Origin of the sequence: Bacillus sp. PS237 (assembly GCF_037963345.1) — a bacterium.
GTDB lineage: Bacteria > Bacillota > Bacilli > Bacillales > Bacillaceae > Bacillus > Bacillus subtilis.
The window spans coordinates 1,229,793-1,251,462 of record NZ_CP150156.1; the positions used below are offsets into that span (position 1 = coordinate 1,229,793).

At 41.7% G+C, this 21,670-nt stretch carries 30 protein-coding genes, 1 tRNA gene and 1 riboswitch; of the genes, 18 read left to right on the forward strand and 13 right to left on the reverse strand.

Going from position 1 to position 21,670, the window contains the following annotated elements; all coding sequences use genetic code 11:
- Positions 1-50: 50 nt before the first annotated feature.
- Positions 51-734 (forward strand): spore coat protein CotO, encoded by a 684-nt coding sequence (gene cotO, locus NST22_RS06350; RefSeq protein WP_010886484.1) that lies wholly within the window; start codon positions 51-53, stop codon positions 732-734.
- Between the two features lie 93 nt (positions 735-827).
- On the opposite strand, the gene cotZ is transcribed toward cotO, so the two are convergent.
- The 5 genes from cotZ to cotV form a co-directional block, all read right to left on the reverse strand.
- A complete protein-coding gene (gene cotZ, locus NST22_RS06355) occupies positions 828-1,274 on the reverse strand; it encodes a spore coat protein CotZ (RefSeq protein WP_003244982.1) in 447 nt (148 codons plus the stop codon).
- A gap of 127 nt (positions 1,275-1,401) precedes the next feature.
- Positions 1,402-1,890: a spore coat protein CotY gene (gene cotY, locus NST22_RS06360; protein WP_003239243.1), complete on the reverse strand. Its 489-nt coding sequence runs from the start codon at positions 1,888-1,890 to the stop codon at positions 1,402-1,404.
- Between the two features lie 151 nt (positions 1,891-2,041).
- Positions 2,042-2,560: a spore coat protein CotX gene (gene cotX / locus NST22_RS06365; protein WP_003244668.1), complete on the reverse strand. Its 519-nt coding sequence runs from the start codon at positions 2,558-2,560 to the stop codon at positions 2,042-2,044.
- 98 nt (positions 2,561-2,658) lie between these two features.
- Entirely contained in the window at positions 2,659-2,976 is a 318-nt protein-coding gene (gene cotW, locus NST22_RS06370; protein WP_003245818.1) for a spore coat protein CotW, read from the reverse strand.
- Between the two features lie 40 nt (positions 2,977-3,016).
- Entirely contained in the window at positions 3,017-3,403 is a 387-nt protein-coding gene (gene cotV / locus NST22_RS06375; protein ID WP_003244871.1) for a spore coat protein CotV, read from the reverse strand.
- Between the two features lie 159 nt (positions 3,404-3,562).
- On the opposite strand from cotV, the gene yjcA reads away from it, so the two are divergent.
- From yjcA to spoVIF, 4 genes are all read left to right on the forward strand, one after another.
- Positions 3,563-3,919: a sporulation protein YjcA gene (yjcA, locus tag NST22_RS06380; RefSeq protein WP_003244844.1), complete on the forward strand. Its 357-nt coding sequence runs from the start codon at positions 3,563-3,565 to the stop codon at positions 3,917-3,919.
- A gap of 281 nt (positions 3,920-4,200) precedes the next feature.
- Positions 4,201-4,407 (forward strand): hypothetical protein, encoded by a 207-nt coding sequence (locus NST22_RS06385; protein ID WP_003244769.1) that lies wholly within the window; start codon positions 4,201-4,203, stop codon positions 4,405-4,407.
- Positions 4,408-4,488: 81 nt separating this feature from the next.
- Complete coding sequence (yjcZ, locus tag NST22_RS06390; RefSeq protein ID WP_003232872.1) at positions 4,489-4,638, forward strand: sporulation protein YjcZ; 150 nt, start codon at positions 4,489-4,491, stop codon at positions 4,636-4,638.
- 132 nt (positions 4,639-4,770) lie between these two features.
- Positions 4,771-5,025, forward strand: a complete 255-nt coding sequence (spoVIF, locus tag NST22_RS06395) for a sporulation-specific transcription regulator SopVIF (RefSeq protein ID WP_003232870.1) — start codon at positions 4,771-4,773, stop codon at positions 5,023-5,025.
- Between the two features lie 73 nt (positions 5,026-5,098).
- Here the strand turns inward: spoVIF and NST22_RS06400 are convergent, their stop codons facing one another.
- Positions 5,099-7,378 (reverse strand): ATP-dependent helicase, encoded by a 2,280-nt coding sequence (locus NST22_RS06400; RefSeq protein WP_003245380.1) that lies wholly within the window; start codon positions 7,376-7,378, stop codon positions 5,099-5,101.
- A 116-nt stretch (positions 7,379-7,494) separates the two neighbouring features.
- Between NST22_RS06400 and NST22_RS06405 the strand changes: the two genes are divergently transcribed.
- Positions 7,495-7,749, forward strand: coding sequence for a hypothetical protein (locus NST22_RS06405; protein WP_003232866.1), 255 nt, complete (start codon positions 7,495-7,497; stop codon positions 7,747-7,749).
- A gap of 72 nt (positions 7,750-7,821) precedes the next feature.
- On the opposite strand, the gene NST22_RS06410 is transcribed toward NST22_RS06405, so the two are convergent.
- From NST22_RS06410 to NST22_RS06420, 3 genes are read right to left on the reverse strand one after another with little or no spacing between them, the layout of a single operon-like run.
- Positions 7,822-8,244 (reverse strand): GNAT family N-acetyltransferase, encoded by a 423-nt coding sequence (locus tag NST22_RS06410; RefSeq protein ID WP_003245407.1) that lies wholly within the window; start codon positions 8,242-8,244, stop codon positions 7,822-7,824.
- A gap of 3 nt (positions 8,245-8,247) precedes the next feature.
- On the reverse strand, positions 8,248-8,763 hold the full coding sequence (locus NST22_RS06415) for a YjcG family protein (protein ID WP_003232861.1): 516 nt from the start codon (positions 8,761-8,763) through the stop codon (positions 8,248-8,250).
- A gap of 36 nt (positions 8,764-8,799) precedes the next feature.
- Positions 8,800-9,522: an esterase family protein gene (locus NST22_RS06420; protein ID WP_003245358.1), complete on the reverse strand. Its 723-nt coding sequence runs from the start codon at positions 9,520-9,522 to the stop codon at positions 8,800-8,802.
- 167 nt (positions 9,523-9,689) lie between these two features.
- Positions 9,690-9,810, forward strand: a riboswitch (SAM riboswitch).
- A gap of 67 nt (positions 9,811-9,877) precedes the next feature.
- Here NST22_RS06420 and metI point away from each other — a divergent pair.
- Entirely contained in the window at positions 9,878-10,999 is a 1,122-nt protein-coding gene (gene metI / locus NST22_RS06425) for a cystathionine gamma-synthase/O-acetylhomoserine thiolyase (protein ID WP_003232857.1), read from the forward strand.
- Positions 10,992-12,164: a cystathionine beta-lyase gene (gene metC / locus NST22_RS06430; RefSeq protein WP_003244787.1), complete on the forward strand. Its 1,173-nt coding sequence runs from the start codon at positions 10,992-10,994 to the stop codon at positions 12,162-12,164. Before metI ends, metC begins: the two co-directional genes overlap by 8 nt.
- A gap of 32 nt (positions 12,165-12,196) precedes the next feature.
- Here the strand turns inward: metC and NST22_RS06435 are convergent, their stop codons facing one another.
- Positions 12,197-12,742 carry a GNAT family protein gene (locus tag NST22_RS06435; protein ID WP_003245116.1) on the reverse strand — a complete coding sequence of 182 codons (546 nt, stop codon included), beginning with the start codon at positions 12,740-12,742 and terminating at the stop codon, positions 12,197-12,199.
- A gap of 69 nt (positions 12,743-12,811) precedes the next feature.
- On the reverse strand, positions 12,812-14,002 hold the full coding sequence (locus NST22_RS06440; RefSeq protein ID WP_009967022.1) for a DUF819 domain-containing protein: 1,191 nt from the start codon (positions 14,000-14,002) through the stop codon (positions 12,812-12,814).
- Positions 14,003-14,174: 172 nt separating this feature from the next.
- On the opposite strand from NST22_RS06440, the gene NST22_RS06445 reads away from it, so the two are divergent.
- Positions 14,175-14,247: transfer RNA gene (locus NST22_RS06445), tRNA-Val, on the forward strand.
- An 840-nt stretch (positions 14,248-15,087) separates the two neighbouring features.
- Here NST22_RS06445 and NST22_RS06450 read toward each other — a convergent pair.
- Complete coding sequence (locus tag NST22_RS06450) at positions 15,088-16,317, reverse strand: amidase domain-containing protein (RefSeq protein ID WP_003245203.1); 1,230 nt, start codon at positions 16,315-16,317, stop codon at positions 15,088-15,090.
- Positions 16,318-16,442: 125 nt separating this feature from the next.
- On the opposite strand from NST22_RS06450, the gene NST22_RS06455 reads away from it, so the two are divergent.
- From NST22_RS06455 to NST22_RS06495, 9 genes are all read left to right on the forward strand, one after another.
- Positions 16,443-16,763 (forward strand): hypothetical protein, encoded by a 321-nt coding sequence (locus NST22_RS06455; RefSeq protein WP_009967025.1) that lies wholly within the window; start codon positions 16,443-16,445, stop codon positions 16,761-16,763.
- Between the two features lie 152 nt (positions 16,764-16,915).
- Complete coding sequence (locus tag NST22_RS06460; RefSeq protein ID WP_009967026.1) at positions 16,916-17,047, forward strand: hypothetical protein; 132 nt, start codon at positions 16,916-16,918, stop codon at positions 17,045-17,047.
- Between the two features lie 15 nt (positions 17,048-17,062).
- Positions 17,063-17,236, forward strand: coding sequence for a hypothetical protein (locus NST22_RS06465; protein ID WP_003245022.1), 174 nt, complete (start codon positions 17,063-17,065; stop codon positions 17,234-17,236).
- A 36-nt stretch (positions 17,237-17,272) separates the two neighbouring features.
- Positions 17,273-17,734, forward strand: coding sequence for a sigma-70 family RNA polymerase sigma factor (locus tag NST22_RS06470; protein WP_003245063.1), 462 nt, complete (start codon positions 17,273-17,275; stop codon positions 17,732-17,734).
- A gap of 265 nt (positions 17,735-17,999) precedes the next feature.
- A complete protein-coding gene (locus NST22_RS06475; protein WP_003245581.1) occupies positions 18,000-18,503 on the forward strand; it encodes a hypothetical protein in 504 nt (167 codons plus the stop codon).
- An 11-nt stretch (positions 18,504-18,514) separates the two neighbouring features.
- Positions 18,515-18,799 (forward strand): YjcQ family protein, encoded by a 285-nt coding sequence (locus tag NST22_RS06480; protein WP_003245536.1) that lies wholly within the window; start codon positions 18,515-18,517, stop codon positions 18,797-18,799.
- A gap of 160 nt (positions 18,800-18,959) precedes the next feature.
- Positions 18,960-19,487: a phage terminase small subunit gene (gene terS, locus NST22_RS06485; RefSeq protein WP_003245120.1), complete on the forward strand. Its 528-nt coding sequence runs from the start codon at positions 18,960-18,962 to the stop codon at positions 19,485-19,487.
- A gap of 173 nt (positions 19,488-19,660) precedes the next feature.
- A complete protein-coding gene (locus tag NST22_RS06490) occupies positions 19,661-19,978 on the forward strand; it encodes a putative quinol monooxygenase (RefSeq protein ID WP_010886486.1) in 318 nt (105 codons plus the stop codon).
- Positions 19,979-20,214: 236 nt separating this feature from the next.
- Positions 20,215-20,970, forward strand: coding sequence for an SDR family oxidoreductase (locus NST22_RS06495; protein ID WP_003245148.1), 756 nt, complete (start codon positions 20,215-20,217; stop codon positions 20,968-20,970).
- Positions 20,971-21,118: 148 nt separating this feature from the next.
- Here the strand turns inward: NST22_RS06495 and NST22_RS06500 are convergent, their stop codons facing one another.
- A complete protein-coding gene (locus NST22_RS06500; RefSeq protein WP_003232839.1) occupies positions 21,119-21,466 on the reverse strand; it encodes an Ig-like domain-containing protein in 348 nt (115 codons plus the stop codon).
- Positions 21,467-21,670: the final 204 nt, after the last annotated feature.

Sequence of the window (21,670 nt, forward strand, 5' to 3'; positions counted from 1 at the left end):
CTGATTTTCAGCTTTCTGTCATATAGATAGAATATGACACAATCGGAGGGATGAAGATGTCTAATAAGAAAAGAAACGCGGATAAAAAACCGCTCATGTATATTGTTCAGCCGGATTATGCAGAAACTACAAGGTCATCCATGCAGGAGATTGTCATCAAAAGAAAGGCCGACAAACCCGCTCCGCCAAAAGCTGAGGAAAAGCCGGCTTACCATGAGAAGCAGCAGGAGGAAGCCGTGGCACAGGATGTCCTGCAAGAAGACCAAAAGCCTGCAGCCGAACCAGTGAGTCAGCAAACACAAGAGGCGAGAGAGCCAGAGAACATAAAAAGCCAAGAGGAACAGAAGGCAGAGCCGCAGGCCGTAGAAGAAACCGTTGAACACGAGCCCCCGAAAGCAGAAAAAAAGGAAGAGCCTGCACTTGAGGCCCGGAAGCCTGAGAAAGAACCGGAAGCTGTCCATAGTGCTGATAAAGCGGAGGAAAAAGCACCGCCGGCACGAAAAGTGAAAAAACCGATGAGCAAGATGACGATCCACGAAAAAATTGATTTTTTAACAAAGCTGCCTCATAACATGCCGAGAGCGCTTTGTTTGATTGAAGCCAATGGAAGAACGTACAGGGGCGTGATTGTCGGAAGAAGAAATGATTCCGTCCTGCTTCGAACAACCGGAAACGGAGCCCCAACCGAACTGGCAATCGATGATATTACCTCTTTGCACCCGCTCGGTTTTTAACGAAAAAGAAAAAAGCTGCCCGGCTGATGTTGCCGGACAGCTTTTTTTACATAGAGAAAAGCCTGCAGGCCTGCAAGCTTTTCCAGCTTATGATTAATGATGATGTGTACGATTGATTAATCGAGGATTTAAGCAGTTGATTGCGCAGAAGCAGTCTAAGTCAACTTCAATACAGTAGTTCGTTTTTTCGAGTCGGAACACTTCACACACCGTATCTTTATCGGTGAAGTCCAAAATGTGTTTGTGTTCGTCAAATGCGATTAATAATGACAGTGTTGCACAGCTTCCATGCACTCTTTCGACCCTGAAAAATACTGTATTAAAGCAAGGGCCGTTATCGAGTTCGCCGACATTTCCGAAGGCGACTAATGGCGTTGATTTTGATGTAAATATTGCAAAAGGCACTGTGTCGCCTAACGAATGGCTTACAGATAAAAGCTTAGAGTGGCAGCCGGTCGGGCAGTCTTCTTCAACAGCGTTTTGCAGATCTTCAATATTTTCTACAGCTTCACGCACGCAGCTTGATGTTTTCTGGCTCATATTATCCCTCCTGCCTTATAAATTTGAGACTGGCGAAATGATGGAGAGTCAGCTGCCTCACGCTGGAAGCAGCTGAATGATTTGCACCTGTAATAGAGTTTGGAAGGGGATTCCTCTTTACAAGTGTTTATCCATTGTGATGATGCTTTTTATCTTTGTGAGGCGATGTTCTGTCAACTAGCTCTGGTGACAGGCACTGAATCGCGCAGAAGCATCCGAGATCCACTTCAATGCAGAAATCTGTTTTTTCTAGCCCGAAGAAATCCGGGTCGCAAGGGTGGCAAACACTTAAGGTATCGCCTTTGACATCGACCGGGCGTAAAATAGACAGTGTTGCACAGCAATCGCATAATTTTTCGACGCGGAAGAAAATGGATTCAAAGCATTGCATATCATCCACAAATCCCCCTACGTTTCCGAATGTGGAGAACAATCCGCCTTTTTTATCAAAAACGAGAAACGGAATTGTGTCTTTTCCAGCAATCGTAGGGTTTAAAAGGTTGGTATAGCAGCCAGTCGGACACTGTTCTTCAACTGCCTCCTGCTCTGCTAAAATCTTTTCCACTGCATCGCATACACAGTTCTCATGCCGGCCATGGGTTTTTCCGCAGCTCATTGATTTCAGCTCCTTCTTTATAGGGTATTTGACTTTAGTCCTTAACAACATATGTACCCGTGCCCCACTTGGTGTGGGTGAACGTCTATATATTCATCATATGCTTGGAAAATAAGAAAAAGCAGAGCGTTTTTAGCTCTGCTTTTAGGTCCTAGAGGACAAGAGTGATAACTAGGATGGCTACGAGTGTATTTGTTGCTGTAGAAATAAGGGTTGCGATATCGGCATCTACTGTTGTGACGTTTACGCCGCGGGAACATTCGATGAGAAGTTTTTGGCGGTTTACTTGTTTGTTAGCTGTAAGCTGTAACAAATCTTGTGCGACTAATTCGGCAATTACGCCGTCTGCAATTGATGTCAGAGTTGCCGTTACGACAGCGGCATTAAGTGCTGTTACAACTGATGTTACGGCTTGAACGTCTGTAGATGTAACATTGATGTCACAAGAATCTCTAATAATAATCGTTTCATCTGAAACTTGTTTGTTGAGATTTGCTTGAGCTAGATCTTGGTCGATGAAGGCGTTGTCGTTGCCAAAAAAACCATTGCCATTACAGCAAACGTCGCAATGACATTTTCTTTCGTGTTTTTCTTTATCTTTCTCTTTGTCATCTAACGGATGGTCACAGTCAGGATCAAGTGCAACCCAAGAATATGGTCTGCTTTCCATATCTATTCCTCCTTTTCTTTTACTGTTATTAAATGAGCGAGCCTCTTATTTTGACTGAGTCATATATCCTGATGAAGAACCCTATTTTTTATGATTGGCTAATTGTTATCGTTTTTCCGTCTTTGTCTGATCTGTTCAATGAGCTGCTCTCTGCGGCTTAACGGTTTTGTGTTCTTTTGCTCTTGTGCGGCTGCTTCTTCTTTTTTCTTCTTTTGGTTTTCTATTAGCGCTTGTGATTTAGCTTGTAAGTCTTTTACAAGATTTAAGAGCATTTCTTTTTCTTCGTCTGATACTTTTTTCATTTTGTCTTTTGTGACCCCATGTTTAGAAAATATATTTTGGACCAGCATTTTCGTCATTGGATCAACTTCTGGAAGCTTTGCAAGCTCTTCTTTGAATTTATCGTTATCTGACATTTGTTTTCACCTCGTCTTTTAAGTTTGTGAAAAGAAAGGGTTAAAGGACGTCAAGTTCACTAAGAATGCTGTTTAACACCTGAAGCAAGATTTGTACAAAGGTTATTATCTCGTCGGCAGACAAAGTAATTTTGATGTTGCGGCTGTTGATAATTTTAATGATGGTTCTTTTTTTGATTTGGGAGCTATCGAGAATAAGAATTTCACTTGCCACTGCGTCAGCCAAATCCTCGTCGGCGATGACGAGCTGAGTCGCCACGATAATCATGGTTGTCACAAAGGCTTGTATAGAAAGGGCAGCTGTTATATGTGACGTGTCAATTGTGATATTTTCGCAATCAATCACTTCGATCTGCTGTTCGAATTCGCTTGATAATTGCTCAAATATTGCAGGGTGCAGGGATTCGACTTTTTCTTCAAATGACATAACCTTCACTCCTTTCTTATCCATACTCTATATAATGCAAATGGGGTGCAGAGCGGAATAATAAAAATAACCAATTTTCTGCCGGACAAGATACAATTCATGAAGAATAGGGTTTTGGCATATATGTGAAGGGATCATGATTGGCAAAGGAGTGAACGAGTGGTTATAAATGGGCTGACAATTGTTCTTCTATCGCTTGCGGTCTTTCGGCTCGCCCGCCTGCTGGTGTTTGACACGATTATGGCGCCGCTTCGCAGTCTGTTTCATGAAGAGAAGGAAGAAAAGGATGCGGACGGGAACATTGAAACCTATATCGTGATTAAGGGAACCGGTGTCAGGGCGTTTATTGGTGAATTGCTGAGCTGCTATTGGTGCACAGGCGTGTGGTGTGCCGGCTTTTTGATTTTATGCCAGGCGGTGATCCCGCAAGCGGCGCAGTGGCTGATTTTACTTTTGGCGATCGCCGGCCTTGCCGGCATTATAGAAACGCTCGTATCAAAATGGCTGCAAGAATAAGGCGTTACCACCAGCAACTTTCTGTCAGAATACGCATAAAGTAGCATATATGACATAAGGAAAGGAAGGGGACAAAAATGAATCAGCATCATAAACCTTCCCAAAAATCTCCATATACAGATTCATCGTATCAATCAAAAAAGATAAAAAAGAAAGGCTGCGGGTGCGGAAATAAAAAGAAAAAGCCTCAATAGCCTGGCAAAGAAACCGGAGAACTCCGGTTTTTTGTTTTTTTAACGAGGCGGTCTCGCTCAGCATATATCATAAGCGGGGGGATAAAAGTGAATGAGTTTGAAAAATGGATAGAAGGAAGATATGAACCACATGAACAAAAGCAAAAAGAGCATGAAGACACGATGGGCAGTATCAGAAAAGACTTGGATGCATTTGATAAAGCCGGTCTGGAATTTGAAGATGAGATTGAAGAGCTGGCTGAAAAAACGGAGGCCTTACTTAAAAAACATCAAGCTCAATATGATCAATCGTAAATCCGCAAACGCCCTATGCGAATATCCAAGCCGATCCCAGCAGCTCACATAGTGTATAGAGAGTAAAGGAGGTGCTTATCTATGGGCTTTGGATACGGATTCGGCGGCGGCTACGGCGGCGGCTGTTATGGCGGTTATGCTGGCGGTTACGGCGGCGGCTATGGTTCAACATTTGTTTTGTTGGTCGTATTATTCATTCTCCTCATCATCGTAGGTGCATCTTTCTTTTAAGATGTATTGAGGAAGTACGGGTTATAACCCGTACTTCCTTGCCTTGTGTTTATTTTTAAAAATGTTGGAAAAGCACATTGTATTATGTGCATTCATACAATACCGTATTACTCCGCCAAAAGGAGGCGCATTATGGATAATCAATTTTTTAAGAACATCGAAAAGAAAACAGGTGTGAAGATGCAGGATGTAATGAATCTTGCCGGATCACTCCAAAACGCTAATTTTAAAGATGAAAATACAGTGCGCAGTGTGATTAACCGCGTAGCGCAGATGGCAAACAGACGCGTGCCAAAAGAATTAGAAGATAAAATTGTGGAATCTATTACAAGCGGAAAAGAAAAGCTTGATTTTGGCACGATTTCTAAAATGATGGATAATAAATAAGTGGATGGCCTGGCTGACTCACTGCAGCGGGCCTTTTTTTACAGTAAAAACCCGGCAGTAATCTGCCGGGCTGTTAATGATGCAAGGGCTGTCTTGCTTTCTGTAGCAGGGGATACAAAAATCTTGAGCGGTTGGCTGTTTTGCCGCGCCTGTTAGCAGGGCAAGACAAATATAAATGCTGTTTCGCCCGGGTCATGGCTACATATAAAAGGCGTCTTTCCTCCTCAAGAGCGGCCTCGTCTCCTTTTCTTGCCGTTTCTAATGAGAAATCGTGCGGAATCGAGCCATCTACAGTGCCTAACACGTAGACTGTTTTGAATTCAAGGCCTTTTGACCGGTGAATGGTCATCAGCTGAACGCCATGTTCATCCGTTCTGTTTTTCTCAGCGGCCCTCATATGGTCTACGTGGGCAAGAAAGTCAGGAATCGTTTTGAACTTCTTGGCGACAACCTTGATGTCGCGCAGGTCATCAGAGCCTTTTTCCAGCTTGTTGCCCTCATTGCCCCGCTTTTTTAAATACTCGGAGAAGCCCATTTTTCCTTCTGCAAAGGTGATGGCTTCTACGGGTTTCATTGTGCGGAGGCTTGCAAAAAACGGTACGATTTTCTTGATTTTGTCCAGCTGGAATGGCTTCAGATCAGGCAATTTGGCCAGCGCTTTGATCATGGTACAGTCCTCTGTAATCGAGAGCGCCTTCAGCGTATTCAAAGCGGACTGTTTTAAAAACAAGGCGGGAAGCAAGTGTTTAATCGCCTCGGTGTCATCCTCATTTTGGCTGGCGTACAAGTAGGCGAGAATCTGGCGGACGATCCGTCTGCTGTAAAACGATTGGACGCCGCGGTCAGCTGTATACGGAATTGACGATTGATGAAGCCTTTCATATATAGCACGGCCTCCGCTGTTTGTGCGGTAAAGAACCGCAAAGTCTTCTGGACTGGCTCCATTTTGAATTTTTTCTTTGATATCGGAAACGACCATTGTGGCTTCTTCCTCTTCATCATAAGGATAAAACAGCACAGGGACCTGAATGTCATCGCGGGCCGCTTCAAGCGTTTTGGCATATCTGTTTTTGTTCTTTTTCACAACGATATCAGCACTAGAGACGATCGGGTGCGTAGACCTGTAGTTCGCAGTTAAATAGATCGTCTTCGCTCCCGGATAATCCTTTTGAAAATCAAGAATGAAAGACGGATTGCTTCCGCGAAACGCGTAGATGGACTGGTCATCGTCTCCGACACAGCACAGGTTTTGCTCCGGGCTGGCGAGCATTTGCATGATTTTGTATTGAACCGGATTAATGTCCTGAAACTCATCAATTAAGATATACGTAAACCGAGATTGATATTGTTCCAGAAGGTCAGGCCGCTCGATAAACAATTCATAGCAGGCTGAAGCCATGTCATCAAAATCAAATTGGCTGTGTTCTTTTTTCTGGCGTTCATAATGTTCATATAAACGATAAACTTGTTTTTCCCACTCATCTTTTAGAGGGATGCGTTCATTTGGGACATAAGTGTTTTTCCAAAAACCGATCTGCTGCAGGGCTTGGTCAACTGGGGATTCTTTCTCATCGATGCCTTCTTCATAGAGTGCTTTTTTGATATATTGTTCCCGCTGCCACTCCATTTTCAGCAGATGCTCACCGTTCCATTTAGCAGAATTAGAGTGATACAAGATCTTATAAAACAGACTGTGGAATGTTCCTGTCACAATTCTTCTGACTTTTGCCGGCTGTAATCCGTACTGGTTCGCCATACGCTCTTTCATTTCAGCGACAGCTTTTGTTGTAAAGGTGACAAGCAGCATATTTTCAGGCGGTATGCCTAAGTGTTCGATCATGTGGGCGGCACGGGCTGTCAGTACCCGTGTTTTTCCGCTCCCCGCACCTGCAAGCACGAGGAGCGGGCCCTCTGTTTCCGTGACAGCTTTCAGCTGATCCGTGTTTAAACCGACAGACGGAAAAAGGCTCGTATCGGGTTCTATTGTTTTTGGCACAAATGGTGTTCCTGGTTTAATGCTTCTAGGACGGTGCCATTCTGTAACAGCTGGGGACGGGTCAGCGGCGATCGCTTTTCCCTTGGGTAAACGAATGACACCAGATTCCTGATCATCTTCTTTTTTCCCCTCTTTAGAGGGCTTCGGTTCGCACGCCTCCTCACATGCCGGAAAATCGCCTGGCTGGCGATGGATAAACTCTGGCGGATCGGCGATGTTAAGCCGTAACAAAACGGGCTTTCCGCAATGAGAACAAAATAAATGTCCTTTTATTCCCTCTTCAAAGAGGAATTGATAATGTTCTCTCGAATATGTATGTAAATGTATGATTCTATCATTCAGTCGGGCGCATTTCAAAAAGGGGTCCTCCCAATCAAAAGGTGTTCATTACAGACAATGACTATCATATCAAAAGAAATGTGTTTCAAAAAGTAAGTTTAAGGGAAAAGAGACAGCAGAGGGGTGGGTATTGTATGATATATGCAGGTCAAATTCAGAACCAGCAATACGCTCAATATGCTAATAGAACGATTGGACATAAGCAGGATTATGCCGGAACCGAAAAAATCAGCTATGTCCCGTTTCAGCGGGTATACAAAGAACTGGAAAAGCAGCAGGAGAATCAAACGGCAGCTGAAAGAAAAGTAAACGAGATGAAACGTAAGCGCTCTCTTTATAAGAGATTGCGAGAAAAAGGAATGGGGACATATATTAATCGATATGTATAAAAAACCGTTCATACCAGAGAACGGTTTTTTTATATGCAGTAAAAATCCGGATCTCAAAAGATCCGGATGCGTTCAGTCCTTCATCATTTGTAAGTGCGGAATGCCGGCATCGAGGAATTCTTTTTCAGAAAGCACGCGATACCCGTGTTTCTTGTAAAACGGCACAGCCTGTGTTTGCGCGTTTAAAATGAAACCGGAAGCGCCTCCGTCTGCCGCGGCTTTTTCGAGCGCTTTCATAATGATGCCGCCGACACCGGCTGAGCGGTGGCTTTTCAGTACGCAAATCCGCTCTAACTTGCCGTAGCCGTCCTTCATGCGCCATCTTCCGGCACCGACAGGCTTTTCACCGTCATACACGACGATATGCTCTGACTCATTTTCAAGTTCGTCAATTTCTTCTTCAGCAGGCACGTTTTGTTCTTTGACAAAGACTTCTTCTCTTACATAGAATGCATCTTTCAGTTGTTCTTCATTTTTTGCGATAACTGCTTTCAAACATTATTCTCCTCTGCCTAGCAAGAAGGTTTCATATACTGTCCACGATCCGTTTTCCAACTGGTAGAGCAAGTGGAAACGGTCAACGATTTCTTCATGCGACACTTCCTGCATTTTTAATTGTCCCAGCACATCTGAATGCTCATCGTCGGAAAGATTTTGGCCGACCGTCACATGCGGAACGAAATTATATTCCTGTTCTCCTGCCAACACACCGGTGTATAGCTTTTCATTGAGTGTTTTTAACTCTTCCGTCGGTTCTGCTTTGATGTAAATGACATTATTGACAGGCGCAAATGAGCTGTATTTTGTCATTTTGAGAACGAGTGGGTGGGACTCTTTTGCGATGTTTCTTAAATGTGATACGAGCTGATCCGCTTTCTCCTCCGCGCATTCAAAGGATGCTCTCAGCGTCAAATGAGGCGGGATTAGAGAGTAGCTTGGGTCATAGCGCTTTCTGTAAGAGTTTGCAAGGTCTTGGAGCTTTTTTGATGGAAATAAAACGATTCCGTATTTCATATTATGTCCCTCCTGGAAATAAAGTATGATAGAGTGTTAAAGCATTTTTTTCAGCGCCGGGGTGATGAGCGGCTGCCAGTATGTCCATTTGTGGTCTCCGTCAAATGGCTCGAAATCATAATCGGAAAGCTTTTTCTCCAGCAGCTGTTTCAGCTCCCGGTTCGGTTCTGTAAAGTCCAGAATGTTCCCGTCTGTCGTGTGGACGTCAGTTTCTTTTGTTCCGATTTGGTGATAAATAGAGAGGTGTTTGATATCGTCTGACTGTTTTACGGCTTCTAGTACGTGTTTGTCAACATAGGGAGACTGCATGATGATGTTGCCAAACATATTCGGATAATCAAGCGCTGTCATAAGTGACACGGTTGCTCCGAGCGAATCACCGATCAGCGTTCGGCCGTAACCGATCTGATAGGTTGGATACTCATCATCTGCAAAAGGAACGAGCTCATGGGCGATGAACCGTTTATAAGCCGAAAATTTTGAACCCTCCGGATGATAAGTGTTTCTGCGCTCTTTTACATCCTTATAGGGAACACCGATAATAATGCTCCGGTCTATTTCGCGTTTCGACAGCAATTCCTCAACCTGTCTGCCGATTCTCCCCAGCCTGAAATAATCGTGGCCGTCCTGCGCGATAATGACATGGTATTTATAAAGCGGGGAGTAGTTGGACGGCAGATAAACAAGCAAGGTCATTTCCTCGTTAAGCTCTTTTGAAAAGAATTTCTTTTCTTGCACTGTGCCGTTTTTCGGTGCCATAAAAACATTCCTCCAGGACATCACTATACTTTCTTGCATTTTCAATTATTGTACCATGAATTATTAGAAATTTCTCTCTTTAAACGGTTCGGCACACGAAGAAAAAAGTGTTGAAATAAACTGTGAATTGCGCTAATATAAAACAATCAGAAAATTGAAATCGATATTTCTTATCGTGAGAGGTGGAGGGACTGGCCCTTAGAAACCTCAGCAACCGGCTTGTTTTGCATTTGCAAAGCGCCAAGGTGCTAAATCCAGCAAGCGTTTTTTATGCTTGGAAGATAAGAAGAAGCGTTAAACCCCTTCTTCTTATGAAGAAGGGGTTTTTATTTTGAAAAGGGAAGGTGTCAGCTATATGTCACAGCACGTTGAAACGAAATTAGCTCAAATTGGGAACCGTAGCGATGAAGTCACGGGAACAGTGAGTGCTCCTATCTATTTATCAACAGCATACCGCCACAGAGGGATCGGAGAATCTACCGGATTTGATTATGTCCGCACAAAAAATCCGACACGCCAGCTTGTTGAGGACGCGATCGCTAACTTAGAAAACGGCGCGAGAGGGCTTGCCTTTAGTTCGGGAATGGCTGCTATCCAAACGATTATGGCGCTGTTTAAAAGCGGAGATGAACTGATCGTTTCATCGGACCTATATGGCGGCACGTACCGTTTATTTGAAAATGAATGGAAAAAATACGGATTGACTTTTCATTATGATGATTTCAGCGATGAGGACTGTTTACGCTCTAAGATTACGCCGAATACAAAAGCGGTGTTTGTGGAAACGCCGACAAACCCCCTCATGCAGGAGGCGGACATTGAACATATTGCCCGGATTACAAAGGAGCACGGTCTTCTGCTGATCGTAGATAATACATTTTATACACCGGTCTTGCAGCGGCCGCTTGAGCTGGGAGCTGACATTGTCATTCACAGCGCAACCAAGTATTTAGGCGGGCATAACGATCTGCTTGCTGGACTTGTCGTGGTGAAGGATGAGCGGCTCGGAGAGGAAATGTTTCAGCATCAAAATGCAATCGGCGCCGTCCTGCCGCCATTTGATTCGTGGCTTCTGATGAGAGGAATGAAGACGCTGAGCCTCAGAATGCGCCAGCATCAGGCAAACGCGCAGGAGCTTGCGGCGTTTTTAGAAGAGCAGGAAGAAATTTCGGATGTGCTGTATCCCGGAAAAGGCGGCATGCTGTCCTTCCGTCTGCAAAAAGAAGAATGGGTCAATCCGTTTTTAAAAGCACTGAAGACCATTTGTTTTGCAGAAAGCCTCGGCGGGGTGGAAAGCTTTATTACATACCCTGCGACCCAGACGCACATGGATATTCCTGAAGAGATCCGCATCGCAAACGGGGTGTGCAATCGGTTGCTGCGCTTTTCTGTCGGTATTGAACATGCGGAAGATTTAAAAGAGGATCTAAAACAGGCATTATGTCAGGTCAAAGAGGGAGCTGTTTCATTTGAGTAAACACAATTGGACGCTGGAAACCCAGCTCGTGCACAATCCATTTAAAACAGACGGCGGAACCGGGGCAGTCAGTGTACCGATTCAGCACGCCTCGACTTTTCACCAATCTTCATTTGAAGAGTTCGGGGCATATGATTACAGCCGCTCTGGCACGCCGACAAGAACAGCTCTCGAAGAAACAATTGCCGCACTGGAAGGCGGAACAAGAGGATTTGCTTTCAGTTCAGGCATGGCTGCCATCTCAACAGCATTTTTACTGCTGTCACAGGGTGATCACGTTCTTGTGACAGAAGATGTATACGGCGGAACCTTCCGTATGGTGACAGAGGTGCTGACCCGGTTTGGCATTGAGCATACGTTTGTCGACATGACGGATCGTAATGAAGTGGCGCGGAGCATCAAGCCGAACACAAAGGTCATTTATATGGAGACGCCATCAAATCCGACACTTGGGATTACGGATATTAAAGCAGTTGTTCAGCTTGCAAAAGAAAACGGCTGCCTGACCTTTCTGGACAATACATTCATGACGCCGGCACTGCAGCGTCCGCTTGATCTCGGCGTGGATATTGTACTTCACAGCGCGACAAAATTCTTAAGCGGACACAGCGATGTGCTCTCAGGTTTGGCTGCTGTCAAAGATGAAGAGCTTGGGAAGCAGCTGTATAAGCTACAAAACGCGTTCGGCGCCGTCCTTGGCGTGCAAGATTGCTGGCTTGTCCTGCGCGGATTAAAAACATTGCAGGTCCGTTTAGAGAAAGCGAGTCAAACAGCTCAGCGGCTTGCGGAATTTTTCCAGAAGCACCCGGCGGTCAAGCGCGTGTATTATCCGGGACTGGCTGATCATCCCGGCGCTGAAACCCATAAAAGCCAGTCAACGGGAGCGGGCGCCGTGCTATCTTTTGAGCTTGAAAGCAAAGAGGCCGTTAAGAAGTTAGTCGAGAATGTGTCACTCCCAGTCTTCGCTGTCAGCCTTGGCGCCGTGGAATCGATTTTGTCCTATCCGGCAACGATGTCTCATGCGGCAATGCCTAAGGAAGAGCGTGAAAAACGCGGTATCACTGATGGCCTGCTCCGTCTGAGTGTCGGCGTCGAACATGCAGACGATTTAGAACACGATTTCGAACAAGCGCTGAAAGAAATTGCTCCAGTTTCGGTTCGTTAAAAAAGAAGCCGGGGATAGTCCGGCTTCTTTTATTATTGTTCGTCATCAGGATTCAGAATCGCGAGGACTTGATGATCCTCCCAAACGCCATTAATTTTTACATTTTTTCGGGCGATGCCTTCTTTATGAAATCCCGCTTTTTCTAAAACACGCATGGACCCGAGATTACGGGGCATCACACCGGCTTCAATCCGATGCAGTTTCAATTCGTGGAACGCATAATCAACAACCAATCTGACTGCCTCTGTCATAATGCCCTTTCCATTATGGGCTTTGTCTAAAAAATACCCGATGAACGCAGTTTGCAGCGCGCCACGGATGATTTGAAAGAGCGAAACCGTCCCGATTAATCTATCGTCTGACGCTGTAAAGATGCCAAAATGATATTCTTCATCTTTCTCAAGTCTTTCCTGATACTCGGTTATTCGTTTTCTTTGCCCCTCAACCGTATAGTAATCGTCTGCGCGTATCATAGAAAACTGTTCGAAAAAATCTCGATTTTCGCTTTGCAGCCCCAGATTTTCTTCGGCATCCGTTACTTCTAAAGGTCTAACATAAATGGTTTTTCCTTTTAACATATAGTGATCTCTCCGTTCTCATGTCAGCATTCCTCTTACATTATTCTCAGGGAAATGCAAATATCCTTTTTATAAGAAGGAAGAAAACCAATTTCCCATAAAAGTGCCAACATAGTTGCCGATTAAGTAGCCGAGCGTACCGACAAGCATGATCGGGGCGACAAGCTCCCGCCATCCCTTGGCAATTGCCATCGCAGCCGCAGTCGTCGGTCCCCCGACAGTAGCGTTGACGGCGAGCAGAATTTCTTCAAGCCGCACACGGAACAATTTTCCGGCAGCTAAGGAAACCGCTAAATTGCTAATCGCAATGATAAACACGAATAATAGAATAAGAGGCGCATTCGTGACGATTAAGCGGAGATCTGCAGGAATGCCGATCACCACAAAAAACAAATAAATCAAAAAGGTTCCAAGCTCCTGAGATCCATTGAGCCTTTCAAAAAAACGCGGGAAAAGAAAAATGATAAGAACAGTTAAAGACGTAAGAACCAGGTACTGATCGCCAAGCGTACCGGTCAGCAGGGGATGAGAAAAAATGCTTTTAAAATAACCGGAAACCTTCATACTAACCGCAACAAGCGCGAAAGCGGCACCGGCATTAAAAGCGATATCCTTTAAGGAAATATCCTTCCGTTTCCAATAGCTTTCAGCACTGTTTCCGCTGTTTCCATCGGCTTTTACCTTCTCTTCAAACGGCATGGCATAATGCCGCTGAAACCATTTGAGTGCAGGAATGCTGATTAAAATAAAAAACAAAAGCGCCATCATAAAATTATCAGCCACAACGGTAGCCGACACATATTCACCAGGCGTCTCAAATTTTGCCGCCATCGCCGCAAAGTTGACCCCGCCGCCGATATAAGAGGCGCTGATCATCCCACCGATTTTATCTAAGTAAGGAATATGCTGTTTGAGTAGAAAAAAAGCCAGGATACTGCCAAGCACTGTTCCAACGGAGCTAATCAGAAAAATAAACAGCAAACGCCTGCTTTCCTTAAAAATTTGCCTAACATTGATCTGAAACAATAAAAGTGGTATCGCCAGCGGTACCACATAAGACCACACAGTGTCATACACGGGCGACTCAACAGGAAGCACTCCTACATTTGTAAACACCATAGCACCTGCAAGGGCGATAATAGCGCCCGACACAGCAGACGCCCACTTAAAGCGCTGCTCCAGCCCGATGCTCACTGCCGCCCACACCGCAATAAACCCCCATAATACCCATACATCATCAGAAGAAATCAAAGAATGCAAAACCCCATCACCTCTATTGTTAGAAAATTAAGACATATTATAATAGCCGGGGAACGGAACAGCAAGTCCAAAAAAAGTTTTTCTAAAAAAGCAGTTGACGAATAGAAGGTAAGGTTATATAATAGAACTTGTCAGAAAGATAACAACATACCCAGCAACACATACATATCATGATTCCGTAGCTCAGCTGGGAGAGCGCTACCTTGACAGGGTAGAGGTCGCTGGTTCGAGCCCAGTCGGAATCATAGCTTAAACCCTTGCGCAGCAAGGGTTTTTTACTTTGCGTTAATAAAGCCGGTTCGTCAAATTCGTGAGTTGTTGGCGAACTGTTGGCGAAATTCATTGACCGCAGTCCAAAAACTACCTCCAAACTTACTTGATTAGTTCAATAGTAACAAACGGAAGATCGGATTTCTGTTAAATCTTCATTGAGAATAGCCAGTCCAAGACCGTCACTTCAGCCATGCATCTTTTAAATGAAATTTTGTACTGAAAACATCAATTGTATTTTTAAATTCTGCTCTAGAATCAGCCCCTTTATAATAATCTTGATAAATTGCTTGGGGTGATACTGATTCGTGATTTGTGCTATGGTTTGCAAGGCTTGTAGCAAAAGCAGGAGCAACAGTAACGAGTAAAGCAAGGGATAATGCAAAACCAGTTAAAGCTTTTTCAATTTCATTTTAAGCACTTCTTTTTTTAAAATACAACTTTATTATTAAATGGAATACAAAAACATCCAAGGTGTTTTTTTGTTAGTAAGTTGAGTTAGGGGGATTGGATGGCACTTAGAATATTGTTTCTGCTGATGGGATGTTGATTCTGGATATATTTCCAACACGATTACAGGCCGGACATGAAAGCGAACCTTGCTTTGATCGGGGCAATCATTTCATTTACGGCTGCGGTTTACTTTAAAGATATTGATGTATTGAGAGAAGAGGGAAAACAAATGAACGGAATTTCTGAGCGTTGGAACACGTTTAAATTACAAAAATCCCCTGAACCACTCTAGATCAGGGGATTGCTTTCCCAACAGCTTATTAAGTAGCGGAAGGCATGATCAACGATTTAGTATCAATTTATTAATTGCGAATACTAGAAACATACCGTTTTCCGCCTTCCTTAGAAGTAACATATTCTCGAGGAACATTAAGTCTATTGGTAGAATGATAACTTACATAAAGTTTCATATTTGCTCGGCTCGTTACGATAGCCGTATGATCCATCCAACCATCAGCATAGCGAAGACCTATTTTATTATGGTAATCATAGTGATATACATCTCCAAGCTTTACATTTGAATATGTATCAGAAACAGTCTTCATTTTTATTCCGCCAGCTTTTAAAATGTATGATCTAAAGGCTCCTGCATTAACCCAAGCATCTGTATAGGGTTTCCATTCTTTAAAGTACGGCATTCTTCCAGCTCTTAATGCTTGGGAAACAAAGTTAGTACAATCTTTGTCTTTATAATATTTATAGTTTTTATTTGGTTTTAAGGCATATTTTTCTGCATATTTCATTGCAGCGTAACCACTATATCCTTTAACAGATGTTGCAGTCACAGTTAGTTGATTAGAGTTAGCAGCATTGAAGTTCATACTTACTGGTTTATCTTCACTTTTCACTTCTTCTTTATCATCATTTTTCACTTCTTGCTTATAATTTTTTAAAAATTCATCTAATTTAACATCCGAAGAATATTCTTCATCATTTTCATATTGTAGAGTTGAAGAAGAATTATTTAATTGTGTTACATTTAGTTGCTTAGAAGAATTACTCAATGGTATTACATTTAGTTGATTAGAAGAATTTTTAACTTGAGAGAAACTTAGATTAGAAGTATTTGTTGATTGAGAACTTTGTTTATTAGAAGTTGTTTTGGGAATTTCAAGTTTAATATTATCGCCCAGAGATGTTGTTACTTTTTCAACACCAAAAACAAAGTTTCGAGTAATATAAGCTTCAACAATTAGCTTATTGTTTTTTTCAGAAGTCTTAACATCGTCTATATCGTATGTAAACTCGTGGAATTTTTGTTTGTCCACTTTACTTAACGCAGAATACAGTAAGACTCCTTCGTCGGAATCAGTCAATTTAGACTCTTTAGGATGCGCTAAAGGAGTGTTGTGTTCAAAATCATATTTTTGTTGTTCTAACATATCCTTAACTTTTTCGTAACCAATCTCGTTGGTAATTGAAACATTTTCTTTAGTCTCTTTATTAGTAGTGGCTGCAAAAACTTCATTTGTTGACACTAATGGTGACAATGATAGACATAAAACTAGTGAAGCAAGTAATTCTTTTTTCATACGAAACCTCCAATAAAATCTAAATATAAGTAATATTTATCATTTACACCAATTGAAATATGGCATAAAATACATGTAATAATATAACATAAAAATAAATACATAAAAAGGTATCGGAGGAAAAAATGAAAAAGAAAACTAAAATTATACTTTCTCTCTTGGCAGCACTTATTGTTATATTGATAGTACTTCCAGTTCTATCTCCTGTTGTCTTTACAGCTTCTTCGGAAAAAGGAGCAATCAGACACGAAATTTATAAAAGAGGATATCCCTACCAAAGCTACTTTGCAGTTCTCCAGAAAAGAGAAGGAGACAATGAATCTGGGAATCTTTATTATGTAAATTGGCTAGATTGGAAAGATGAAACAGGGCAAACTCCTCACTTATGCTATTCGAAAAAATCATCAGATGGTGAATACGAAGTAAGTTGTGGCACAGGGCCGTAAAAATAAATTTTAAAATTGAATAAGTCCAAGACGGAAAGCCTGCGGACACTGATCGTTTTACAGAGAAATTTGTGCTTCGATCGGTGTCCGTTTTTTTTCGCAACTAACCAGATGTCTATCGCGATTACTAGCTATGAAAGGAGTAATTAGACATGAAACAGTCCAAAAAGAAACCATCACAGAAGCAACATGAGCGCTTAGATCGTTTCTGGCAACAAATGATGAACACTAACATGCAAACACTCAGACGTGGCAAAGGCGGCGCTTATAAACGCAGAAAGTAAAAAGGGAGTTTGAGGATGATGAAAAACGGATTCGCTTATAAAAACGGAAAGCTTGTGAATATCTTTTGCGGCAAAGAAGAGCTCTATAACGAGTTGAAAGCCTTCTTGGTCAAAACCTTCAGTATCAACGTGAAAGAGGTATCGAGGCCCTCAATATATCGCAGAACAAAAAGCAAACAACTGGAATGACACTTACTCTATTTAACTATCAGGAGGGAAAGCACTATGACAGATCAAATGATTGCATGGGAGATTGAGGAATGGATTCGTGATTATAAATTCATGCTGCGGGAGATCAAAAGGCTCAACCGTGTATTAAACAAAGTGGATTTTATTAGCACAAAGCTCACTGCAACATACGGGGAGGAAGCGGGCATGCCAAGGGGATCAGCAGGCGTCAGTCAGGCAGAATTGCGGCAGATGGACCGAAGAGAAAGGCGGCTTCACAAATATGAATCTATTGTGCATTACCTGGACAATGCAATGGAACACATTGAAGAAGAAAAGCACCGAATCGTTTACGATTGCATGATGGAAGGCATGAGCTACACTGCTATTGCAAACCACCTTGATTGCTCCCGGGATACCATCAGAAAGATCAAAACAGCCATAATCGGCAACATCGTCAATAAAGTCAAAGAAGCCAACTTTCTGCAATATTTGAATTCGTTTAAATCGGCGGTGTAAAATGGGGGGCAGGATCGGCGCGGCGGATTATTCCTGCGTCACCACCAATTTCATACAATGAGTAAAACCTCCCAGTGGTAAGCGAGGATCAACTCAACTGGGAGGTCTTACATAGTGAATCGGTGATAAAACAGCAGCAGTATTGCGTACATGTTAATATCCCCGACAAAATATGTTTTTTTCAACAGATTCGTTCGACAAATTTTGCAAATTGTTAATCGATAACTTTTCATTCCCGATATTAAAAATGGGAGTGAATTGTAAAATGAAAAAACAGAAAAATAATAAAAAGAAGAATATTGAAAAGCGAAATATTGAAAAGCGAAATATTGAAGAGAAGAATAATGAGGACTTAGAAGAACTGGAAAATGCGATTTATACTTATCACAAAAAGGAGCTACTTGCTTTCTTTCTTGAAAAAACTCGAATTGGTCATGATAAGGAAGAATACAAAAGGTTCCAATCTCTTCTTTATAAGTTGGATATTGAATGTTTAGAATTTGCTATATCGAGATTTTCTCATATAGATATTATCCATGATCATTCAAAATATGTTCCAGCCTTTATCCCTTTATTTGCAGCATATCTCACCATGTTCTTTAATTTTTATGAAAAACATTGGGGAGCTTTATCTTTTGCTGCTGGTACAATTGCTGCTATTGTTTGGATAATTGCAGTAGAAAGAAAACATAGAAATCAAGCAATTTCTATTATGAAAATATTTGAACAAGTCAAAGAGAGAAAAGTGAAAGACAGATCTAAAGACTGAAAGGAGAAAATATGAATAAGGATAAATTAAGGTATGCAATCTTAAAAGAAATTTTTGAAGGTAATACCCCTTTGTCAGAAAACGATATTGGAGTTACTGAAGATCAATTTGATGATGCTGTGAACTTTTTAAAACGCGAAGGGTATATCATTGGGGTCCATTATTCAGATGATAGACCTCATTTATACAAATTAGGACCTGAACTGACAGAGAAAGGTGAAAACTACTTGAAAGAGAATGGAACATGGTCTAAGGCCTATAAGACCATTAAAGAGATTAAAGATTGGATTAAATAATAAGAGCATCCTGCGGGGTGCTTTTTTTGTTCCCTGTAAACTGCTTCCGGTAAGTCTCAGGATAGACAATTGGCGGTTAACGGCTTGAGCACGGTGGTGGTTTAGAGGGAATATCTTTTCCAAAACAACACGAATCAGAAGGGGGCGGCGGTGAATGTAGATGGCCGAAAAGCACATTCAGGCGTATAAGGATTACGTCAAAGGCATGAAATACAAGGACCTTGCCGAGAAATACGGGGTGTCAGTGAACACCATTAAATCGTGGAAGCAGCGGCATGGTTGGGAAAGGAAAAAGGGTGCACCCATTGAAAAAAGTGTGCACACAAAAAAAGGCGGGCAACCGGGCAACAAAAATGCATTAGGGAACAATGGCGGCGCACCACAGAAGAATCAAAATGCTGTGACTCACGGCTTTTTCTCTAAATTCTTGCCAGAAGAGACGCTTGAAATCATGGAAGAGATTCAGGAGCGTTCGCCAGCTGATATGATATGGGATCAGATACAGATTCAATATGCGGCCATTCTTCGGGCGCAAAAGATCATGTTCGTTTCTGATAAGGAAGAAATGATCAAAGAGCTGAAAAAGAAAAGGTCCCTCATATCTGAGGTCAGCGAAATTGAAGATGGGCTTGTCATTAGTTTTAGTACGTGGTTTCGCTACAGACTTTACAGTGAAACAAACACCTAACACATTTCACATTGCTTCAGATTGCCTTCAAACTTGATAATATAACTTCTAAACCTTCCTATAAAATGAAGGTTTTTTATTTGATTTCAATTTTTAAATCCTTTACATACAGCGATTGATTAACTCGAGCAATCAATGTCGCAGTTATATTTATTTTTCAAGAAAATGTTATAATGAAAAGCCATAAAATGATGGGAGGGGGAATTTCGATGCATTACATAACGGCATGTTTAAAAATCATCAGTGATAAAGACCTTAATGAGATAATGAAGGAATTCAAAAAACTTGAGGAAGAAACGAACAAAGAAGAGGGTTGTATTACATTCCATGCTTATCCGCTTGAGCCATCAGAACGTAAAATAATGCTTTGGGAGATTTGGGAAAACGAAGAAGCTGTGAAAATCCATTTCACAAAAAAACACACAATAGACGTTCAAAAACAAGAATTAACGGAAGTAGAATGGTTAATGAAAAGCAATGTGAATGATTGAAAGGCTCTTTAAAAAGAGACATTCAATGACTTAGTATCAGCCACTTGTGACTAAGTAGTAAATTGTTGTCCAACTCTTATTTTTTCTATTTAATATTTTTTGAGACGAAAATGTTTTTTTAAGCTGATTTTAAAATGTATTCAAAGTCAGCTCTGTTTGATTTAATGGATTATATTATTTGGATAGCTTGTTACCATCATAATGGAGATACTCCTTATAAATTGGAGGTTAAAATAATGAGTCATTCTCAAGAAAAAATTGCACTAATTACAGGAGCAAGCAGTCAAGGGGATATTGGTACGGCTATTTGTCGTAAGTTAGCCTCACAGGGTATACATATCTTCTTTACTCACTGGAATTCTGATACGGCCTGGATAGAAGAATTTCAACAAGAAATTTTACGTATGGGTGTCCGCTGTGAGGCAATGAAAATTGATTTATCAGATGCACATGCTGCATTCACAATACATGAAAAAATTTCAGATAAATTAGGATATCCTTCCATCCTTATTAATAATGCAGCTCATTCCGCAAGTGATAATTATGTATCGTTAGATGCTAAATCACTTGATGAGCATTATGCGGTTAATATGAGATCGAATTTTCTTCTTTGTGTTGAATTCGCCCGTCGGTTTAAAAAATCTAATTTAATATCAGGAAGAATCATCAATATGACATCAGGGCAGGATTTAGGTCCTTTGCCTGGGGAGTTAGCGTATGCAGCAACTAAAGGAGCTATTTCTGCATTTACTAGGTCGTTATCACAAGAACTTGCACCATTGGGCATCACTGTTAACGCCGTAAACCCAGGTCCAACAGATTCTACATGGATGACAGATGAAATAAGAAATTTTCTTTCACCTAAATTTCCAATGGGGCGTATTGGCACACCAGATGATGCAGCACGAATGATTGCCTTTCTTGCAAGTGATGAGGCTGAATGGATAACTGGACAAATTATTCATTCAGAAGGTGGATTTATTCGGGGCTAAGCTAATGAAACACGGTATACACCAATGTATGATGTATTCCCAAAACTAAATCTAAACTTGAAGCGAAAATAAGGTCCCTTCTCTTTTTAGAGGGGGACCTTATTTTATTCATGCATGTTTTGCATCCAGAAAATCTGGCGGATAAAGATTAATAAACCGTTACATATACTTTTCCGAATACTGCAGTACCTTTAAACAAAGTAATCGTGGCTTTCCCTTTTGATTTAGCCGTCACTAAACCATTTTGATCGACTTCAGCAACTTTTTGGTTATCAGTCCAATAACGAGTAGCTGAATTATTTTTAACAGAATAGGTTTCTCCAACTTTTAGAGGTAAATTATAGTCTTGAATCTTGATAACATGTGTAGGTGAAATAGAAATGTTCTTTACTTCAGTAGGTGTGGAGTTTATTTCATGAGCTGAAGCTACCCCGCTGACCGACAGAGCTAACGCAGAAATCGATAAAGCAGAAACAACCGTTTTTTTGAAATTCATTTTGAAACACTCCTTTAAAGTTTTTTGTCTTGCACTATAACAATTCAATAAAAGTAATTATTTTCCTTGTAAATAAATGTTAATAATATGTGAACGATCAATTGATTTGAGCTAAGAATATTGTGTGCCCTGCACAGAGTTTGTATTTATGATGGAAAATTGCTGAGAGAGAATGGCCATCCTTAAAATGTTAATAGCACACAT

Bases quoted from the DNA above. Each gene is read 5' to 3' on its own strand.
- cotO (WP_010886484.1), top strand. From the start codon at position 51: ATGAAGATGTCTAATAAGAAAAGAAACGCGGATAAAAAACCGCTCATG.
- cotZ (WP_003244982.1), bottom strand. From the start codon at position 1,274: ATGAGCCAGAAAACATCAAGCTGCGTGCGTGAAGCTGTAGAAAATATT.
- cotY (WP_003239243.1), bottom strand. From the start codon at position 1,890: ATGAGCTGCGGAAAAACCCATGGCCGGCATGAGAACTGTGTATGCGAT.
- cotX (WP_003244668.1), bottom strand. From the start codon at position 2,560: ATGGAAAGCAGACCATATTCTTGGGTTGCACTTGATCCTGACTGTGAC.
- cotW (WP_003245818.1), bottom strand. From the start codon at position 2,976: ATGTCAGATAACGATAAATTCAAAGAAGAGCTTGCAAAGCTTCCAGAA.
- cotV (WP_003244871.1), bottom strand. From the start codon at position 3,403: ATGTCATTTGAAGAAAAAGTCGAATCCCTGCACCCTGCAATATTTGAG.
- yjcZ (WP_003232872.1), top strand. From the start codon at position 4,489: ATGGGCTTTGGATACGGATTCGGCGGCGGCTACGGCGGCGGCTGTTAT.
- spoVIF (WP_003232870.1), top strand. From the start codon at position 4,771: ATGGATAATCAATTTTTTAAGAACATCGAAAAGAAAACAGGTGTGAAG.
- NST22_RS06405 (WP_003232866.1), top strand. From the start codon at position 7,495: ATGATATATGCAGGTCAAATTCAGAACCAGCAATACGCTCAATATGCT.
- NST22_RS06415 (WP_003232861.1), bottom strand. From the start codon at position 8,763: ATGAAATACGGAATCGTTTTATTTCCATCAAAAAAGCTCCAAGACCTT.
- NST22_RS06420 (WP_003245358.1), bottom strand. From the start codon at position 9,522: ATGGCACCGAAAAACGGCACAGTGCAAGAAAAGAAATTCTTTTCAAAA.
- metI (WP_003232857.1), top strand. From the start codon at position 9,878: ATGTCACAGCACGTTGAAACGAAATTAGCTCAAATTGGGAACCGTAGC.
- NST22_RS06435 (WP_003245116.1), bottom strand. From the start codon at position 12,742: ATGTTAAAAGGAAAAACCATTTATGTTAGACCTTTAGAAGTAACGGAT.
- NST22_RS06450 (WP_003245203.1), bottom strand. From the start codon at position 16,317: ATGAAAAAAGAATTACTTGCTTCACTAGTTTTATGTCTATCATTGTCA.
- NST22_RS06455 (WP_009967025.1), top strand. From the start codon at position 16,443: ATGAAAAAGAAAACTAAAATTATACTTTCTCTCTTGGCAGCACTTATT.
- NST22_RS06460 (WP_009967026.1), top strand. From the start codon at position 16,916: ATGAAACAGTCCAAAAAGAAACCATCACAGAAGCAACATGAGCGCTTA.
- NST22_RS06465 (WP_003245022.1), top strand. From the start codon at position 17,063: ATGATGAAAAACGGATTCGCTTATAAAAACGGAAAGCTTGTGAATATC.
- NST22_RS06470 (WP_003245063.1), top strand. From the start codon at position 17,273: ATGACAGATCAAATGATTGCATGGGAGATTGAGGAATGGATTCGTGAT.
- NST22_RS06475 (WP_003245581.1), top strand. From the start codon at position 18,000: ATGAAAAAACAGAAAAATAATAAAAAGAAGAATATTGAAAAGCGAAAT.
- NST22_RS06480 (WP_003245536.1), top strand. From the start codon at position 18,515: ATGAATAAGGATAAATTAAGGTATGCAATCTTAAAAGAAATTTTTGAA.
- terS (WP_003245120.1), top strand. From the start codon at position 18,960: ATGGCCGAAAAGCACATTCAGGCGTATAAGGATTACGTCAAAGGCATG.
- NST22_RS06490 (WP_010886486.1), top strand. From the start codon at position 19,661: ATGAAAAGCCATAAAATGATGGGAGGGGGAATTTCGATGCATTACATA.
- NST22_RS06495 (WP_003245148.1), top strand. From the start codon at position 20,215: ATGAGTCATTCTCAAGAAAAAATTGCACTAATTACAGGAGCAAGCAGT.
- NST22_RS06500 (WP_003232839.1), bottom strand. From the start codon at position 21,466: ATGAATTTCAAAAAAACGGTTGTTTCTGCTTTATCGATTTCTGCGTTA.